The organism is Stutzerimonas sp. R40042 (assembly GCF_026642215.1).
Taxonomy (GTDB): domain Bacteria; phylum Pseudomonadota; class Gammaproteobacteria; order Pseudomonadales; family Pseudomonadaceae; genus Stutzerimonas; species Stutzerimonas frequens.
The window spans coordinates 2629293-2647325 of sequence record NZ_CP113258.1 but is presented as its reverse complement, the minus strand read 5'-3'; the positions used below and the strand labels follow the sequence as shown (position 1 = coordinate 2647325).

At 61.3% G+C, this 18033-nt stretch carries 16 protein-coding genes; 4 read left to right on the top strand and 12 right to left on the bottom strand.

Features of this window, described 5'->3' with window-relative positions:
- Positions 1 to 2: 2 nt before the first annotated feature.
- The 7 genes from OUY36_RS12420 to OUY36_RS12390 form a co-directional block, all read right to left on the bottom strand.
- Positions 3 to 428 carry a GNAT family N-acetyltransferase gene (locus tag OUY36_RS12420; protein WP_020307399.1) on the bottom strand — a complete coding sequence of 142 codons (426 nt, stop codon included), beginning with the start codon at positions 426 to 428 and terminating at the stop codon, positions 3 to 5.
- Positions 421 to 1587: a ribosomal protein uL16 3-hydroxylase gene (locus OUY36_RS12415; RefSeq protein ID WP_267934493.1), complete on the bottom strand. Its 1167-nt coding sequence runs from the start codon at positions 1585 to 1587 to the stop codon at positions 421 to 423. The genes OUY36_RS12420 and OUY36_RS12415 overlap by 8 nt, the downstream gene beginning before the upstream one ends.
- 77 nt (positions 1588 to 1664) lie before the next feature.
- On the bottom strand, positions 1665 to 3035 hold the full coding sequence (purB, locus tag OUY36_RS12410; protein ID WP_267934492.1) for an adenylosuccinate lyase: 1371 nt from the start codon (positions 3033 to 3035) through the stop codon (positions 1665 to 1667).
- 86 nt (positions 3036 to 3121) lie between these two features.
- A complete protein-coding gene (gene hflD, locus OUY36_RS12405) occupies positions 3122 to 3760 on the bottom strand; it encodes a high frequency lysogenization protein HflD (RefSeq protein ID WP_267934491.1) in 639 nt (212 codons plus the stop codon).
- Positions 3757 to 4884 carry a tRNA 2-thiouridine(34) synthase MnmA gene (mnmA, locus tag OUY36_RS12400; protein WP_267934489.1) on the bottom strand — a complete coding sequence of 376 codons (1128 nt, stop codon included), beginning with the start codon at positions 4882 to 4884 and terminating at the stop codon, positions 3757 to 3759. Before mnmA ends, hflD begins: the two co-directional genes overlap by 4 nt.
- A 67-nt stretch (positions 4885 to 4951) precedes the next feature.
- The gene (locus OUY36_RS12395) at positions 4952 to 5392 is read right to left on the bottom strand and encodes an NUDIX hydrolase (protein WP_063541725.1); all 441 of its coding nucleotides are present in this window, start codon (positions 5390 to 5392) and stop codon (positions 4952 to 4954) included.
- Between the two features lie 103 nt (positions 5393 to 5495).
- Positions 5496 to 7724: an NADP-dependent isocitrate dehydrogenase gene (locus tag OUY36_RS12390; protein WP_152481333.1), complete on the bottom strand. Its 2229-nt coding sequence runs from the start codon at positions 7722 to 7724 to the stop codon at positions 5496 to 5498.
- 355 nt (positions 7725 to 8079) lie between these two features.
- Between OUY36_RS12390 and icd the strand changes: the two genes are divergently transcribed.
- Complete coding sequence (gene icd / locus OUY36_RS12385; RefSeq protein WP_200593575.1) at positions 8080 to 9336, top strand: NADP-dependent isocitrate dehydrogenase; 1257 nt, start codon at positions 8080 to 8082, stop codon at positions 9334 to 9336.
- 60 nt (positions 9337 to 9396) lie between these two features.
- Here the strand turns inward: icd and cspD are convergent, their stop codons facing one another.
- Entirely contained in the window at positions 9397 to 9660 is a 264-nt protein-coding gene (gene cspD, locus OUY36_RS12380) for a cold shock domain-containing protein CspD (RefSeq protein WP_063541720.1), read from the bottom strand.
- 218 nt (positions 9661 to 9878) lie between these two features.
- On the opposite strand from cspD, the gene clpS reads away from it, so the two are divergent.
- Both clpS and clpA read left to right on the top strand, forming a co-directional pair.
- Positions 9879 to 10241: an ATP-dependent Clp protease adapter ClpS gene (clpS, locus tag OUY36_RS12375; RefSeq protein WP_063541749.1), complete on the top strand. Its 363-nt coding sequence runs from the start codon at positions 9879 to 9881 to the stop codon at positions 10239 to 10241.
- 29 nt (positions 10242 to 10270) lie between these two features.
- Entirely contained in the window at positions 10271 to 12541 is a 2271-nt protein-coding gene (clpA, locus tag OUY36_RS12370) for an ATP-dependent Clp protease ATP-binding subunit ClpA (RefSeq protein WP_267934487.1), read from the top strand.
- A gap of 125 nt (positions 12542 to 12666) precedes the next feature.
- Here the strand turns inward: clpA and infA are convergent, their stop codons facing one another.
- The 4 genes from infA to trxB form a co-directional block, all read right to left on the bottom strand.
- Entirely contained in the window at positions 12667 to 12885 is a 219-nt protein-coding gene (gene infA, locus OUY36_RS12365; RefSeq protein ID WP_002553999.1) for a translation initiation factor IF-1, read from the bottom strand.
- 95 nt (positions 12886 to 12980) lie between these two features.
- Positions 12981 to 13688 (bottom strand): arginyltransferase, encoded by a 708-nt coding sequence (locus OUY36_RS12360; protein WP_063541716.1) that lies wholly within the window; start codon positions 13686 to 13688, stop codon positions 12981 to 12983.
- Between the two features lie 52 nt (positions 13689 to 13740).
- Positions 13741 to 14421, bottom strand: coding sequence for a leucyl/phenylalanyl-tRNA--protein transferase (gene aat / locus OUY36_RS12355; protein WP_200593577.1), 681 nt, complete (start codon positions 14419 to 14421; stop codon positions 13741 to 13743).
- Between the two features lie 45 nt (positions 14422 to 14466).
- Positions 14467 to 15414: a thioredoxin-disulfide reductase gene (gene trxB, locus OUY36_RS12350; protein ID WP_013982938.1), complete on the bottom strand. Its 948-nt coding sequence runs from the start codon at positions 15412 to 15414 to the stop codon at positions 14467 to 14469.
- Positions 15415 to 15623: 209 nt separating this feature from the next.
- Between trxB and ftsK the strand changes: the two genes are divergently transcribed.
- Positions 15624 to 18029, top strand: a complete 2406-nt coding sequence (ftsK, locus tag OUY36_RS12345) for a DNA translocase FtsK (protein ID WP_267934485.1) — start codon at positions 15624 to 15626, stop codon at positions 18027 to 18029.
- Positions 18030 to 18033: the final 4 nt, after the last annotated feature.

Sequence of the window (18033 nt, the reverse complement as noted above, 5' to 3'; positions counted from 1 at the left end):
TCTCACTGGCTCCGGCGGAGCATCTCAACATGAGGGATGCCGGCTTCAAGAAATTCGTCGCTGACAACCTTGAAGCCAAGCCGCTCGTAAAACGCGGTGGCATGGACCTGAGCGGTCAGAGTCTGTTCGGTCAGGCCACGGCGCTCGGCTTCGGCAATGACCGCTCGCATCAGCGCGTCGCCGACGTTCATGCCGCGCCAGTCGCGCAACACCGCCACGCGGCCAATCTGCCCGTCGGCCAGGAGCCGAGCGGTGCCGATCGGATAGTCGCCCTCGAGTGCAAGGAAGTGCACCGCTTCGGCATCATCGGCGTCCCACTCCTGCTCGGGCGGTACGGCCTGCTCGGCAATGAATACGGCTTCGCGGATGCGCCGCAGTTCGGCGTTGTCCTGTTGCCAGTCGGCGATCCGTACCTGAACGCTATTCATCAGCAAACTCCAGACTTCCTTGTTTCACCAGTTCGCACAGCAGCGCCCGGCCATCCTCGTCGCTCAGCCATCGACCGACGTTTTCGACATGCAGCGCGTCGGCCGAGCAGATCAGTTTCAACAGTTCGTTCAGCTTAGAGGGAAGCAGGCGGCTCTGGCCACTGGCGAACAGTAGCAGGCCGATATCAACCTCGCTCCAGGCCAGCCGGGCCGCGGGGTTGCGAACCAGTATCGCGCCGTCCTCCAGCGCCGACAGCAATTCGTCCTCGCTCAGTTCCGGGCCCTCGACACGCTCCGGATAACGCGGCTCGGTCATGAATTGGCCGAACCAGGTAAGCAGGAGGCGTTCGTCGCTCATGTGCTCGGCAAGCAATGCCTTCAAACGGTCCAGTGCATCGCTCTGGATCTGGAAGGGGTCATCGCTGGGTTGTAGATCGGCATCACTGTAGCGTTCTTCGTCTGGCAGGAATTGCGCGAGAAAGTCGGTGAAATGGGTCAGGACTTCCGCGGCGCTGGGTGCGCGAAAACCGACCGAGTACGTCATGCAGGCATCCTCGGCGGTGCCAAAGTGAGCGAGGCGAGGCGGCAGGTAGAGCATGTCGCCCGGCTCCAGCACCCATTCTTCGGTGCCCTGGAAGTCGGCGAGAATGCGCAGGTCGCCGTGGGCCAGCATCGGGCTTTCGCTGTCGCACATCTGCCCGATGCGCCAGCGGCGCTGTCCATGGGCCTGCAGCAGGAACACATCGTAGTTGTCGAAGTGCGGTCCGACGCCGCCACCCGGAGCGGCATAGCTGATCATCACATCGTCGATGCGCCAGTTGGGCAGAAAGCGGAAATGCTCGATCAGCTCGGCGACGTCCGGCACGAGCTGGTCGACCGCCTGCACCAACAAGGTCCAGTCACGCTCCGGCAGTTGCTGGTAAGTGTCCTCGCTGAACGGACCGCGGCGCAGCTCCCAGGGGCTTTCGCCGTGCTCGATGACCAGGCGGGACTCGACGTCTTCCTCGAGCGAGAGACCAGCCAGTTCGTCGGGCGAGATGGGGCTCTGAAAACCCGGGATGGCCTGGCGGATCAGCAGCGGCTTCTTCTGCCAGTAATCGCGCAGGAATTCCCGGGCACTGATGCCGCCCAGAATTTGAAGTGGAATATCAGAAGTCATGCGTAACACCTTGCTCTATATGGCAGAGCTGAAAATAAAAACGCCCGGCACAGCCGGGCGTGCAGGCATAGGGTCGATCAGATGCGCTTGGCCTGAGCGGCAGCGTTGCCGATGTAGCTTGCGGGCGTCAGCTTACGCAGCTCCGCCTTGGCTTCGGCCGGAATGTCGAGGCCGTCAATGAAGGCCTGCAGCGCGTCGGGCGTAATGCCTTTGCCGCGGGTCAGATCCTTCAGCTTTTCGTAGGCATTCTCCACGGCATAACGACGCATGACGGTCTGTACCGGCTCGGCCAGCACTTCCCAGCAGGCATCGAGGTCTTCGGCGATGCGGGCAGCGTTGAGCTCCAGCTTGCCGATGCCTTTGAGGCTCGCCTCGTAGGCGATGACGCTGTGGGCGAAGCCGACGCCCAGATTGCGCAGGACGGTGGAGTCGGTCAGATCGCGCTGCCAGCGGGAAATCGGCAGCTTGTTGGCCAGGTGCTGGAACAGTGCGTTGGCGATGCCGAGGTTGCCTTCGGAGTTCTCGAAGTCGATCGGGTTGACCTTGTGCGGCATGGTCGAGGAGCCGATTTCGCCAGCGACGGTTTTCTGCTTGAAGTAACCGAGGGAGATGTAGCCCCAGATGTCGCGATCGAAGTCGATGAGGATGGTGTTGAAGCGTGCGATGGCGTCGAACAACTCGGCGATGTAGTCGTGCGGCTCGATCTGCGTGGTGTAGGGGTTCCACGACAGGCCCAGATCACCCTCGATGAATTCACGGGCATTGGCTTCCCAGTCGACGTCTGGGTAGGCGGACAGGTGGGCGTTGTAGTTGCCCACGGCGCCGTTGATCTTGCCGAGCAGCGGCACGGCGGCGACCTGAGCGATCTGGCGCTCCAGGCGATAGACCACGTTGGCCAGTTCCTTGCCAAGGGTGGTAGGGGAGGCCGGCTGACCGTGGGTGCGCGACAGCATCGGCACTTCGGCGAACTGGACGGCCAGGCCGCGGATGGCGTCGGCGAGCTGGCGCATCAGCGGCAGCAGAACGGTGTCACGGCCTTCGCGCAGCATCAGCGCGTGGGACAGGTTGTTGATGTCTTCGCTGGTGCAGGCGAAGTGGATGAATTCGTTGACCTTGGCCAGTTCAGGCAGCTGCTTGGCCTGCTCCTTGAGCAGGTACTCCACGGCTTTGACGTCATGGTTGGTGGTGCGCTCGAATTCCTTGACGCGCTCGGCATGCTCCAGCTGGAAGTCCTCGGCAAGCTGATTCAACAGCGCATTGGCTTCGGCGGAGAAGGGCGCGACTTCCGGAATGCCCGGGTGGGCTGCCAGGCGCTGTAGCCAGCGGACTTCGACCTGGACACGGCAACGAATCAGGCCGAATTCGCTGAAGATCGGGCGCAGGGCGCTGGTTTTGCCGGCGTAGCGGCCATCGACGGGGGAAACCGCCGTGAGCGAGGAAAGCTGCATAGAGGGCATTCTCGGACAGTCGGGCAACGAAAAGAGGGCGCAGATTATACACGAATGTACCGGCCGGACCCGGTACATTCGCTGCGCTATCGGTCTTCGGTCTGGGTCGGGCGCAGTTTTGGATAGAGCGTGGCGAGCAACTTGCGTCGGCTGAAGATCAGCTGCCAGCGGTGCCCGCCAAGCTGGCGCCAGAGGCGGGCGGAGCGAATGCCGGCGAGCAGCAGCGCGCGAATCTTGGCGGCATTGTCGGTCTGCTGGAGGTGGCGCATGTCGCCTTGGACCTGGATGCGCTGACGGAAGGTGCTCAGCGTGTCCTGATAGAGTCCGCCGAACGAGGCAACGACATTCTCGTGGGTGATGCCGAAGTGCTCGACCTGCTGTTGAATCTGATCCAGCCGGCTTCCGATGACCTGCAGCATGTCGTCGCGCTTGTCCAGCTGCCGCTCAAGGCCGATCATCGCCAGGGCATAGCGCAACGGCTCGCGCTGCAGGCTGCTGCTGTCGCGCTCCAGCGCGCCGACCAGTGCGCGGTAGCCGTCACGCAGGTTAAGGTCGTCGCCGCCATAGATTTCCAGCGTGGACTGCGGGTTGCGCGCCAGCAGACTGCCGAGCATGCAGCCGAGCGCGGCATTCGGCACCTGGCCGGTTCGGGCAATGCGGTCGACCAGCGTGGCGGCTTCGAATACCGCCCCAAGCGCGATCAGCTGTTCATCCAGATTACTCATGGGCGGCCCTCGAACCAGGGTTCTGCCCTTTCGATGACGCCGCCGCCGAGACAGACTTCGCCATCGTAGAACACCACCGACTGGCCAGGCGTGACGGCGCGTTGCGGCGCTTCGAACACTGCGCGATAGCCATCGGGCGTCCGTTCCAGCGTGCAAGCCTGGTCGCTCTGGCGATAACGAACCTTGGCGGTCAGCTTGAGCGGGGCGCTGAGGTCCACGGGATTCACCCAGTAGATATCGGAAGCCAGCAGCGCGCGGGAGAACAGCCACGGGTGGTCATTTCCCTGGCCGACGATCAGCACGTTGCGCTGCAGATCCTTGCTCAGCACATACCAAGGCTCGTCGGAGGCATCTTTGAGGCCGCCGATGCCGAGCCCCTGGCGCTGGCCGATGGTGTGATACATCAGGCCGTGGTGACGGCCGATCACCTCGCCGTCGACCGTTTCGATGTTTCCCGGTTGGGCCGGCAGGTACTGCTTGAGGAAATCACTGAATCGCCGTTCGCCAATGAAGCAGATGCCGGTGGAATCCTTCTTCTTTGCCGTGGCCAGGCCATGCTTCTCTGCAATCGCGCGGACCTCGGGCTTCTCCAGCTCGCCGACGGGAAACAGCGTCTTGGCCAGTTGCTCGCCTCCGACGGCGTGCAGGAAGTAGCTTTGGTCCTTGTTGGGGTCGAGGCCCTTGAGCAGTTCGCTGCGGCCATCGCGGTCGCGACGCCGCACGTAATGGCCAGTGGCGATGAGGTCGGCACCGAGCATCAGGGCGTAATCGAGGAACGCCTTGAACTTGATTTCCCGGTTGCAGAGGATGTCCGGGTTCGGCGTGCGCCCGGCCTTGTATTCGGCGAGGAAGTGCTCGAACACGTTGTCCCAGTACTCGGCAGCAAAGTTGGCGGTGTGCAGCTTGATGCCGATGCGGTCGCACACGGCCTGGGCATCGGCCAGGTCTTCCTTGGCGGTGCAGTACTCCGTGCCGTCGTCCTCTTCCCAGTTCTTCATGAACAGGCCTTCGACCTGATAGCCCTGTTCGAGCAGCAGGAGAGCGGAAACGGACGAGTCGACGCCGCCGGACATGCCAACGATAACGCGGGTGTTTTCCGGGGCGGAGAGGGTCGCAACAGACATAGAAGTACGCCAGGGTTTTGCAAAGGGGCGAATTCTATCAGCTGACGCTGGCGTGACGAAGGTGTGATCAGTTGCGAATGACGTCAAGCGGGTGCAGCGGTCCGGCCAGATAGTCATCGATGCAGCGCGGAACCAGCTCGCTGCGCCAGCGCTCGGGCTGCTGGGCCAGCTCCTCGCGGCTCAACCAGCGGGCTGCGACGATGCCATCGTCGAGTGATCGTTGCGCATCGTGACGCAGGGCCTTGGCGGCAAAGCACACGCGCTGATAGGTGACGCCGTTGCTCGGAGCGGTATACAGGTAGATGCCGATCAGGCCGGTGAGCTCGACCTCCCAGCCCGTTTCCTCCAGCGTTTCCCGAATAGCGGCCTCGCGCAGATTCTCGTTGGCCTCCAGGTGGCCGGCGGGTTGGTTGAGCACCAGGCGGCCTGCCTTGAGCTCCTCCACCAAGAGGAAACGGCCCTGGTCTTCGATTACGGTCGCGACGGTGATGTGGGGTTGCCAATCCATGGAGATGCCTTGTGCAAATGAAGCGATCATAGCAGCAGCTAGACCGCTGAAAGCACGAACCCCGGCGCAAGGCCGGGGTTCGTATTGACGCTCAGGTGTCGACTCAGGCGTTCAGCGCGGCCAGGGCAGCGTTGAAGGTGGCGCTGGGGCGCATCACCTTGCTGGTCAGCTCCGGATTGGAGCGATAGTAGCCGCCGATGTCGACCGGCTTGCCCTGTACGGCTGCCAGTTCGGCGACGATGGCCGCTTCCTGCTCGGTCAGGGTCTTGGCCAGCGGAGTGAAGTGAGCCTTCAGTTCGGCATCTTCGTCCTGCGCGGCCAGGGCCTGCGCCCAGTACAGTGCCAGGTAGAAGTGGCTGCCGCGGTTGTCGATCTGGCCGACCTTGCGTGCCGGAGACTTGTTGTTGTCCAGTAGCTTGCCGGTCGCCTGGTCTAGGGTCTTACCGAGGATTTTCGCCTTGCTGTTGCCGGTCTTGATGCCGGTCTCCTCCAGCGAAACCGCCAGAGCGAGGAATTCACCCAGCGAATCCCAGCGCAGATAGTTTTCTTCCACCAGCTGCTGGACGTGTTTCGGTGCGGAGCCACCAGCGCCGGTCTCGTACATGCCGCCGCCGGCCATCAGCGGAACGATGGACAGCATCTTGGCCGAGGTGCCCAGTTCCATGATCGGGAACAGGTCGGTCAGGTAGTCGCGCAGCACGTTGCCGGTGACGGAAATGGTGTCCTTGCCGCGGATCATGCGCTCCATGCTCAGGCGAATGGCCTCGTTGTAGCCCATGATGCGAATGTCCAGGCCGCTCAGGTCGTGCTCCTGCAGATAGGTCTCGACCTTTTTCTGCAGCTGCATGTCGTGGGCACGCTCCGGGTCCAGCCAGAACACGGCCGGGGTGTTGGACTGGCGGGCGCGGGTAACGGCCAGCTTGACCCAGTCACGGATCGGCGCGTCCTTGGTCTGGCAGGCGCGCCAGATGTCGCCTTTCTCGACTTCGTGCTGCATCAGCACGGTGCCATCGGCCAGTACGACGCGCATGGTGCCGTCGGCGTGCATTTCGAAGGTCTTGTCGTGCGAGCCGTATTCTTCAGCCTTCTGCGCCATCAGACCGACGTTCGGCACGCTACCCATGGTGACCGGGTCGAAGGCGCCGTTGGTTTTGCAGAAGTTGATCATTTCCTGGTAGATGCGGGCGTAGGTGCTCTCCGGCATCACCGCCTTGGTGTCCTTCTGCTTGCCGTCCTTGCCCCACATCTGGCCGGAGTTGCGAATCATCGCCGGCATGGAGGCGTCGACGATGACGTCGCTCGGGATGTGCAGGTTGGTGATGCCCTTGACCGAGTCGACCATCGCCATTTCCGGCCGGTGGCTGTAGACCTCATGGATGTCGTGCAGGATTTCTTCCTGCTGCGAAGCCGGCAGGGACTTGATCTTGTCGTAGACGCTGCTGATGCCGTTGTTCGGGTTGACGCCCAGTTCCTTGAACAGGTCGCCGTACTTGTCGAACACATCCTTGTAGTAGACGCTCACGGCATGGCCGAAGACGATCGGGTGAGAGATCTTCATCATGGTCGCCTTGACGTGCAGCGACCACATCACGCCGGTTTCCTTGCAGTCCTGCAGGGTGTCTTCGAAGAAGGCGCGCAGCTTGTTGCAGCTCATGAACATGCCGTCGAGCACTTCGCCTGCCTGCAGGGCGAGCTGCTTCTTGACCTCGACCTTGCCGTCCTTGCCGACGAACTCGATGCGCACGTCACCGGCTTTTTCCATGGTGATCGACTGTTCGCTGGAGAAGAAGTCGCCGCCGCGCATGTAGTCGGCGTGCGACTGCGACGCCTTGCTCCACTTGCCCATCGAATGCGGGTGCTTGCGGGCATAGGCTTTGACGGCGGCCGGAGCGCGGCGGTCGGAGTTGCCTTCGCGCAGCACCGGGTTCACGGCGCTACCGAGCACCTTGCTGTAACGTGCGCGTGCATCTTTCTCGGCGTCGGTTTGCGGGTCTTCAGGGAAGTTGGGAATGTTGTAACCCAGGGCCTGCAGTTCGGCGATGGCTGCCTTGAGCTGCGGAACGGAGGCGCTGATGTTGGGAAGCTTGATGATGTTGGCGTCGGGCTGATTGGTCAGCTCGGCAAGCTTGGCCAGATCGTCTTCGACTTTCTTGTCGGCATCCAGCTGATCGGCAAAGCCCGCAAGGATGCGCCCTGCAAGAGAGATGTCGCGTGTTTCGACGGAGATGTCAGCGGAGGCTGCGAAGGCTTCTACAATGGGAAGAAGCGAATAGGTGGCCAGGGCTGGAGCTTCGTCGGTGAAGGTATAGATGATCTTCGAAGGGGTGGACATTTAGCGTTAACTCTCTTCTTGCTGGGCGTGCACAGAATCCCGAGTGCGCCGGGTAGGCGCCCTAGCTCTCCATCTAGTCGAGCCAGAAGGGGATTCGCCGCGGTGATGATGGATGCACCAATAGAGTGTCGAGCATTTGAACCGCCGAGCCGCGGTGGCAGCGTCAGGGTTCAAGGGGCGGGTCTGGTACAGGCTCGTCCCTTATGACTTGTGAGTCATCGCGGCAGTATACCATCGAGCCCCCCTCTGGCAGAACGGCATTGCACATACGACGAACGAACATGTAGTTTCAGGCAATTCGAGTGGGGTACCCTCGAACGACGATCGATGTCTAACCACGAAGACGGAGTCCAGCATGGGATACCAAAAGATCCAGGTGCCAGCCAGCGGTGACAAAATCACCGTCAACGCCGATAACACCCTGAGCGTTCCTGACAATCCGATCATTCCTTATATAGAAGGGGACGGTATCGGCGTCGACATCAGTCCGGTGATGATCAAGGTCGTGGACGCAGCCGTGCAAAAGGCTTACGGCGGCAAGCGCAAGATCGCCTGGATGGAAATCTATGCTGGCGAGAAAGCCACTCAGGTCTATGACCAGGACACCTGGCTGCCAAAAGAGACCCTGGAGGTGGTGCGCGATTACGTGGTTTCCATCAAAGGGCCGCTGACCACTCCGGTCGGAGGTGGCATCCGCTCGCTGAACGTTGCGCTGCGCCAGGAACTCGACCTTTATGTCTGTCAGCGTCCGGTTCGCTGGTTCACTGGCGTGCCGAGTCCTGTGAAGAATCCCGGCGACGTGGACATGGTGATTTTCCGCGAGAACTCCGAAGACATCTATGCGGGTGTTGAATGGAAAGCCGGCTCCCCCGAGGCGGAGAAGGTCATCAAGTTTCTTACCGAAGAAATGGGCGTCAAGAAGATCCGCTTCACCGAGAACTGCGGCATCGGCATCAAGCCCGTCTCGCTGGAAGGTACCAAGCGTCTGGTTCGCAAGGCGCTGCAGTATGCCGTGGACAATGACCGTAGCTCGGTCACTTTCGTCCACAAGGGCAACATCATGAAATTCACCGAGGGTGCGTTCAAGGAGTGGGGCTACGAGGTCGCTCGCGACGAGTTCGGCGCCGAACTGCTCGATGGCGGGCCCTGGATGCAGTTCAAGAACCCCAACACCGGCAAGAACATTGTGGTCAAGGACGCCATCGCCGACGCCATGCTGCAGCAGATCCTGCTGCGTCCTGCGGAGTACGACGTCATCGCCACGCTCAACCTGAACGGTGACTATCTGTCCGACGCCCTGGCTGCGGAGGTTGGTGGTATCGGCATCGCTCCGGGCGCCAACCTGTCCGACACGGTGGCAATGTTCGAGGCAACCCATGGCACGGCGCCCAAGTATGCCGGTCAGGACAAGGTCAATCCTGGTTCGTTGATCCTTTCAGCGGAAATGATGCTGCGCCACATGGGATGGGTTGAAGCTGCCGACTTGATCATCAAGGGCACTGAAGGTGCCATTGCTGCCAAGACCGTCACTTATGACTTCGAGCGGCTGATGGATGGCGCGCAGCTGATGTCCTGCTCGCAGTTCGGCGATGCAATGATCAGCCACATGTAAGCGAGTGCAGGCAAAAAAGGCCGATCGACTGATCGGCCTTTTCATTTGCCCCGGAAGACGTCAGGCGTCGACCGTGGAGGCACCCTGGGCAGCAGCAGGAGTCGTCGCTTCGGACATGGCCTGCTGGGGCCGAATGTCGGTTGCGTGGAGGCCTTTCGGACCCTGCAGGATATTGAACATGACCGCTTGCCCAGCTTTCAGCGTTCTGTAGCCGTCCATCTGGATGGCCGAGTAGTGGGCGAACAGGTCCTCATCGCCGCCGTCTGCTACGATGAAGCCGTAGCCTTTGGCGTTGTTGAACCACTTGACCTTACCGCTTAGCATGCTGTTATCCCTCTGCAAAGGAGTCCATTACTGGAGTAACATCCATTTCATTCCGCGCTTATGCAGCCCGAGGCCTCATGTTGCGCAACCCGTTTGCCGTTGTAGGCACTTACTGTTTGTATCACCGTTTTGCCGATAGTCAAGGCGACTCGTCAGCTGGCTGCGAAGCTGTCCATATTTATCTGGCCCCCGCGCCACGACCTAGAACCGTTATGCGCATGCATGCATTTGCTCAGATTCGACTAACATTCAATCAGGATCGCCCCTTGGGGGACGAAGACGACGCCTCTGGCCTGGCGGTTCAAGAGGCCAAGCCGGAACTCAAGGCACCACCGATGTATAAAGTTGTCATGTTCAATGACGACTACACACCGATGGATTTCGTCGTCGAGGTACTGGAAGGCATTTTCAATCACGGCAGGGAGCAGGCGACCAAGATCATGCTCGCCGTTCATACCGAGGGGCAGGCTGTCTGTGGGATATATACCCGCGACGTGGCCGAAACCAAAGCGATGCAAGTGAATCAATATGCAAGGGAATGCCAGCACCCGCTGCTTTGTGAGATCGAGAAGGACGGTTAACTCCGACTGCTGGGGATGAGGTGAAAGCTATGTTGAACCGTGAACTCGAAGTCACTCTGAATCTGGCTTTCAAAGAGGCACGTACCAAGCGTCATGAGTTCATGACGGTTGAACACCTCCTGTTGGCCCTACTGGACAATGAAGCGGCTGCTACCGTACTGCGCGCCTGTGGTGCGAGCCTGGATAAGCTCCGGCACGACCTGCAGGAATTCATTGACTCCACCACACCACTCATTCCACAGCACGATGAAGAGCGCGAAACCCAGCCAACCTTGGGTTTTCAGCGCGTTCTGCAGCGTGCCGTATTCCATGTTCAGAGCTCCGGCAAGCGTGAAGTGACCGGTGCCAATGTCCTGGTCGCCATCTTCAGCGAACAGGAAAGCCAGGCGGTCTTTCTGCTCAAGCAGCAGAACGTGGCGCGTATCGATGTCGTCAATTACATCGCCCACGGCATTTCCAAGGTTCCGGGAAATTCCGGTAGCCCCGAGAACGATGCCGACATGCAAGACGAGGATGGTGGCGAGACGGGTACTTCCAGCAATCCGCTGGATGCCTACGCCAGCAACCTGAACGAGCTGGCACGCCAGGGACGGATCGATCCGCTGGTCGGGCGCGAGCATGAGGTCGAGCGGGTCGCCCAGATCCTGGCGCGTCGGCGCAAGAACAATCCTTTGCTGGTCGGCGAGGCTGGCGTCGGCAAGACGGCCATTGCCGAGGGGCTGGCGAAGCGGATCGTAGATAACCAGGTACCCGATCTGCTGGGTGACAGCGTCGTGTATTCGCTGGATCTTGGTGCACTGCTGGCTGGCACCAAATACCGCGGCGATTTCGAGAAGCGCTTCAAGGCGCTGCTCGGGGAGCTGCGCAAGCGGCCTCATGCCATCCTGTTCATCGATGAGATCCACACGATCATCGGCGCCGGTGCGGCATCTGGTGGTGTGATGGATGCGTCCAATCTACTCAAGCCGCTGCTGTCTTCCGGCGAGATCCGCTGCATCGGTTCCACTACGTTCCAAGAGTTTCGCGGCATCTTCGAGAAGGATCGCGCCTTGGCGCGCCGTTTCCAGAAGGTCGACGTCACCGAGCCTTCGGTCGAAGATACCATCGGTATCCTGCGTGGGCTCAAAGGGCGTTTCGAGCAGCATCACAAGATCGAATACAGTGACGAGGCGTTGCGTGCGGCGGCGGAGCTGGCTTCGCGCTATATCAACGATCGCCATATGCCGGACAAGGCCATCGATGTAATCGACGAAGCTGGTGCCTATCAGCGTCTGCAGCCGGAAGGGCAACGAGTCAAATGCATCGACGTCGAGCAGGTTGAAGACATCGTAGCGAAGATCGCGCGGATTCCCCCGAAGCACGTCAGCAGCTCCGACAAAGAATTGCTGCGTAATCTTGAGCGCGACCTGAAGCTCACGGTGTTCGGGCAGGACGATGCGATCGACTCGCTGGCGACTGCCATCAAGCTGTCTCGTGCTGGACTGAAGGCACCGGACAAGCCGGTGGGTTCCTTCCTCTTCGCCGGCCCGACCGGGGTGGGCAAGACCGAAGCGGCACGCCAGTTGGCTCGTGCCTTGGGGGTCGAGCTGATTCGCTTCGACATGTCCGAGTACATGGAGCGCCATACGGTATCGCGCCTGATCGGTGCACCTCCGGGATATGTCGGATTTGATCAGGGCGGTCTGTTGACCGAGGCGATCACCAAGCAGCCACATTGCGTGCTGCTGCTGGATGAGATCGAGAAAGCCCATCCGGAAGTCTTCAATTTGCTGCTGCAGGTGATGGACCACGGCACGCTCACCGACAACAACGGGCGCAAAGCCGATTTCCGTAACGTGATCATCATCATGACCACCAATGCTGGGGCGGAAACCGCGGCGCGGGCGTCCATTGGCTTCACCCTGCAGGATCACGCGTCCGATGCCATGGAAGTCATCAAGAAGAGCTTCACGCCAGAGTTCCGCAACCGTCTGGACACCATCATCCAGTTCGGTCGCCTGAGCCATGACGTCATCAAGAGCATCGTCGACAAGTTCCTGATCGAACTGCAGGCGCAGCTTGAGGATAAGCACGTGACGCTGGAGGTGTCGGATGCCGCCCGTGGCTGGCTGGCGGAGCACGGCTATGATGCACAGATGGGCGCCCGGCCGATGGCCAGGCTGATTCAGGACAAGATCAAGCGGCCGCTGGCCGAAGAAATCCTGTTCGGAGAGCTGGCCGAACACGGCGGTGTGGTGCATATCGATATTCGTGACGGCGAGCCGTTCTTCGAATTCGAAACCACTGCAGAGCTGGCCTGACGGCCATTGAGACGAACGCCCGGCCGCTGTCGGGCGTTTTCGTTTGTGCGGATTGCTGGCGGTGCGCAATGGCTGGCACAAACAAAAAAGCCCGGTAAGACCGGGCGTTTTTTCTCGCGGCTCGCTTAGCGGGCGCGGTAAGTGATGCGACCCTTGCTCAGATCGTAAGGGGTCAGCTCCACGCGAACCTTGTCACCGGTAAGAATCCGGATGTAGTTCTTGCGCATCTTTCCGGAGATGTGCGCAGTAACGACGTGCCCGTTTTCCAACTCCACGCGAAACATGGTGTTGGGCAGGGTGTCGACGACAGTACCTTCCATTTCGAAGCTGTCTTCTTTCGACATTCAGTAAAGTCCTCGGTATTCAGGTAATTGGCCCGTAGATGCACGGGCAAAAGCGGCAAGCATTGTGCCCGAAATGGGTCGATGAGCCAAGGACTTCAGCTGAGCGTTACCCAGCGCTGGTTGACCAAGAGTTCGATGGGCCGATATTCGGTCTTGTAGTTCATCTTCCGGCAGTTCTTGATCCAATAACCGAGATAGACGGCCTTCAGGCCAAGGCGCGCGGCTTCGCCCATCTGCCAAAGAATCGCGTAGCGCCCTAGGCTGCGGCGCTCTTCGTCCGGATCGTAGAAGGTGTAAACAGCAGACAAGCCATTGGGCAGGACGTCGGTAACGGCGACGGCCAGCAGCCTGCCGTCGAGCCGGAATTCATAGAAGCGCGAGAATGGCAGGTCGCGCACGAGGAAGGTGTTGAACTGCTCACGGCTGGGTGGATACATGTCGCCATCGGCGTGGCGTTTCTCGATGTAGTTGGCGTAGAGCGCGTACAGTTCTTCGCTGAATGCCGGGCGTACGCCGCGGACCTGCAGGTCGGCGTTGCGCTTGAGGATTCGCTTCTGTTGGCGACTGAGTTCCGGTGCGCTTACCGGGATGCGTGCCGGAATACAGGCCGAGCAGCGCTGGCAGTGGGGGCGATAGAGATGATCCCCGCTGCGGCGAAAGCCCATCTCTGAAAGCTCCGCATACACCTGCACGTCCATCGGTTGGCTTGGATCGAGGAACAAGGTGGTGGCCTGTTCATCGGGCAGGTAGCTGCAAGCGTGAGGCTGGGTGGCGTAGAACTTGAGGCGAGCCAGTGAAGTCATGGTCAACTCTCAGAAATCATGAACCCAGTGTAGGCCAGCTTGCCGAGGTCGACTAGGCGCGCCAGTCGGCTGCGCTGGGGCGATCCAGATGCGCGGCGAGTGCCTCGGCGAATGCCGCGCGTGGGATGCTGCGAGCGCCAAAGCTCTCCAGATGACGGGTCGGCATCTGGCAGTCGATCAGCGCAAAGCCCCATTCGCGCAGCCGTTCCACCAAGGTGACGAAGCCGACCTTGGAGGCATCGGTGGCGCGGCTGAACATCGACTCGCCGAAAAATAGCTCACCCATCGCCAGGCCGTAGAGTCCGCCGACGAGTTGCCCTTGCTGCCAGACTTCCACCGAGTGCGCGACGCCCATCTCGTGCAGCCTGATATAGGCGTCTTGCATCGGTGTCGTGATCCAGGTGCCGTCGGCGTAGCTGCGCGGGCCGGCGCATCCCTGGATGACCTCGGTAAAGGCCTTGTCGAAGGTCACCTGATAGTCGCCGTGGCGCATGCGCTTGCGCAGGCTGCGCGAAACATGCAGCTCGTCAGGAAAGAGCACCGTGCGCGGATCGGGCGACCACCACAGCAGCGGTTGGCCTTCCTGATACCAAGGGAAACAGCCGTGGCGGTAGGCAGCCAGGAGTCGCTCGGGCTGTAAGTCGCCGCCAGCAGCAAGCAGGCCGTTGGGTTCGCGCAGAGCCGTTTCGAGGGGAGGAAAGCTGAAGTCGTCGCGCTTTAGCCAGGTCAGCATGTCGGCACGCAGGGCAGGGGAGGGCGGGCCGAAGCCCGCTTGGGATCAGTTGTCCAGGTACTTCTCGGCATCCAGTGCCGCCATGCAGCCGGCGCCTGCCGAGGTGATGGCCTGGCGATAGACGTGGTCGGCCACATCGCCTGCGGCGAACACTCCGGGAATGCTGGTGCAGGTGGCATCGCCTTCACCGCCGCCGCGGATCTTCAGGTAGCCATCTTTCATCTCCAGCTGGCCCTGGAACAGGTCGGTGTTCGGCTTGTGACCGATGGCGATGAATACGCCGGCCAGGTCCAGCGTGTTCTCTTCACCGGTAAGGGTGCTCTTCAGGCGAACGCCGGTCACGCCACTGGCGTCGCCGAGGACTTCCTCGAGGGTGTGGTTCCAGTGCAGGCGAATGTTGCCGTTGGTCGCCTTGTCCATGATCTTGTCCTGCAGGATCTTCTCCGAACGGAGCTTGTCGCGGCGGTGGATCAGGTGGACTTCCTTGGCGATGTTGGACAGGTAAAGTGCCTCCTCGACCGCGGTATTGCCGCCACCGATCACCGCGACCACCTGGTTGCGGTAGAAGAAGCCGTCACAGGTGGCGCAGGCGGATACGCCGCGACCGGCGAACGCTTCTTCGGAGGGCAGGCCGAGATACTGCGCCGAAGCGCCCGTGGCGATGATCAGCGCATCGCAGGTATAGACTCCGCTGTCGCCGCGCAGGGTGAACGGTCGCTGCTGCAACTCGGCGGTATGGATGTGATCGAAGACGATCTCGGTGTCGAAGCGCTCGGCGTGTTTCTGCATGCGCACCATCAGATCCGGGCCGGTCAGGCCTTCGACGTCGCCAGGCCAGTTGTCGACCTCGGTGGTGGTGGTCAGCTGGCCGCCGGGCTGGATGCCGGTGATCATCAGCGGCTTCAGGTTGGCGCGGGCAGCGTATACCGCAGCGGTATAACCGGCCGGGCCGGAGCCGAGGATGATCAGACGCGAATGCTTGACTTCACTCATAAAAAGCCCTCATAAGCCTTTGTTGCAAATAGAGAAGCGTGCTCCAGTCGAGCCGCGCCGGGAAATCGGGCGTTTATGCTACACCGAAGCATCGGCAAAAGCCCAAGCCGCCGCGGAACCCGCATGCCATCGAATCGACAAACCCGTACAATGCCGGGGTTCTGGCTGACTACGGTTCATCGCGCCGCAGGCGCAGGAAAGAAAGCGTTTTGAAGAATTCCTCATCTACCGCGCCGGCAACCGTCTGGCGACAACAATTGCACTATCGCCTCAAGGAAGGCGCGTTGATAGCGCTCGGTGCGCTCTGCGTCTACCTGTGGATGGCGTTATTGACCTACGATCCGGGCGATCCGGGCTGGACCCACACGAGCAACGTCGATCAGGTGCGCAACGCCGCGGGGCGCGCGGGCGCCTGGTTCGCCGATGTGCTGTTCATGGCGCTGGGTTACTTCGCATACCTCTTCCCGCTGCTGCTGGGCGTCAAGACCTGGCAGGTATTCCGTGCGCGTCACCAGCCCTGGGTGTGGAATGGCTGGCTGTTCTCCTGGCGGCTGATCGGCCTGGTGTTCCTGGTGCTGTCCGGTTCGGCGCTGGCCTATATCCATTTCCAGGGCGGCGAAGCCTTGCCGGCATCCGCGGGCGGTGCGCTGGGCGAGAGCCTTGGCCAGCTGGCGGTGCAGACGCTCAACGTGCAGGGCAGCACCCTCGCGTTGCTGGCGTTCTTTCTGTTCGGGCTGACGGTCTTTACCGACCTGTCCTGGTTCAAGGTGATGGATATCACCGGCAAGATCACGCTCGACCTGCTGGAACTGATCCAGAGCTTTTTCAGCCGCTGGTGGAATGCCCGCGCCGAACGCAAGCAGCTGGTTGCGCAGCTGCGCGAGGCGGACGATGTGGTAAGCGAGGTGGCCGCGCCAATGGTGCGCGATCGCCGCGAGCAGGCCAAGGTCAAGGAGCGCATCATCGAGCGCGACGAGGCACTGGCCAAGCACATGAGCGAGCTGGGGAAGCGCCAGGCTCCTGTGATCACCCCGCCCGCACCGGCAAAGCCGGCAGAGCCGAGCAAGCGCGTGCTCAAGGAGAAGCAGGCGCCGTTGTTCGTCGATACCGCGGTCGAAGGCAGCCTGCCGCCGATTTCCATCCTCGACGTCGCGGAAAAGCAGCAGAAGCAGTATTCGCCCGAGTCCCTCGAGGCCATGTCGCGGCTGCTGGAGATCAAGCTCAAGGAGTTCGGCGTCGAGGTGGTGGTCGAGTCGGTTCACCCAGGCCCGGTGATCACCCGTTTCGAGATTCAGCCTGCGGCCGGCGTCAAGGTCAGCCGCATCTCCAATCTGGCCAAGGACCTGGCGCGTTCGATGGCCATGGTCAGCGTGCGCGTGGTCGAGGTCATTCCGGGCAAGACCACCGTGGGTATCGAGATTCCCAACGAGGATCGGCAGATCGTCCGTTTCTCCGAGGTGCTGTCGTCGGCGCCTTATGACGACGCCAAGTCGCCGGTCACCCTGGCGCTCGGCCACGATATCGGCGGCAAACCGGTCATCGCCGACCTGGCGAAGATGCCGCACCTGCTGGTGGCCGGTACCACCGGTTCCGGTAAGTCGGTGGGGGTCAACGCGATGATCCTGTCGATCCTGTTCAAGTCGACGCCGGAAGAGGCGCGGCTGATCATGATCGACCCGAAGATGCTCGAACTGTCGATCTACGAAGGCATTCCGCACCTGCTCTGCCCGGTGGTCACCGACATGAAGGAGGCGGCCAATGCACTGCGCTGGAGCGTCGCCGAGATGGAACGGCGCTACAAGCTGATGGCGGCCATGGGCGTGCGCAACCTGGCGGGCTTCAACCGCAAGATCAAGGAGGCGGAAGAGGCCGGCACGCCGCTGCACGACCCGCTGTACAAGCGCGAGTCGATGGACGACGAGCCGCCGTATCTGAAGAGCCTGCCGACCATCGTGGTGGTCGTCGACGAATTCGCCGACATGATGATGATCGTCGGCAAGAAGGTCGAAGAACTGATCGCCCGTATCGCGCAGAAGGCACGTGCGGCGGGCATCCATCTGATCCTTGCCACCCAGCGACCGTCGGTGGACGTGATCACCGGTCTGATCAAGGCCAACATTCCGACCCGCATGGCGTTCCAGGTGTCGAGCAAGATCGACTCGCGCACCATCCTCGACCAGGGCGGCGCCGAGCAGCTGCTCGGTCACGGTGACATGCTCTACCTGCCGCCGGGCACCGGCCTGCCGATCCGCGTGCATGGTGCGTTCGTCTCCGATGACGAGGTGCATCGTGTGGTCGAAGCCTGGAAGGCTCGCGGAGCGCCCGACTACATCGAGGACATCCTCGCCGGCGTGGAAGAGGCTGGTAGCGGCTTCGAGGGCGGTGGTGGCGAAGGCAGCGGCGAAGGTAGCGAAGAAGACCCCTTGTACGACGAGGCCGTTCGCTTCGTTACCGAAAGCCGCCGCGCGTCGATCTCCGCCGTGCAGCGCAAGCTGAAGATCGGCTACAACCGCGCCGCACGCATGATCGAGGCCATGGAAATGGCCGGCGTGGTGACATCCATGAATACCAACGGCTCGCGCGAGGTCATCGCGCCGGCACCCATGCGCGATTGAATCG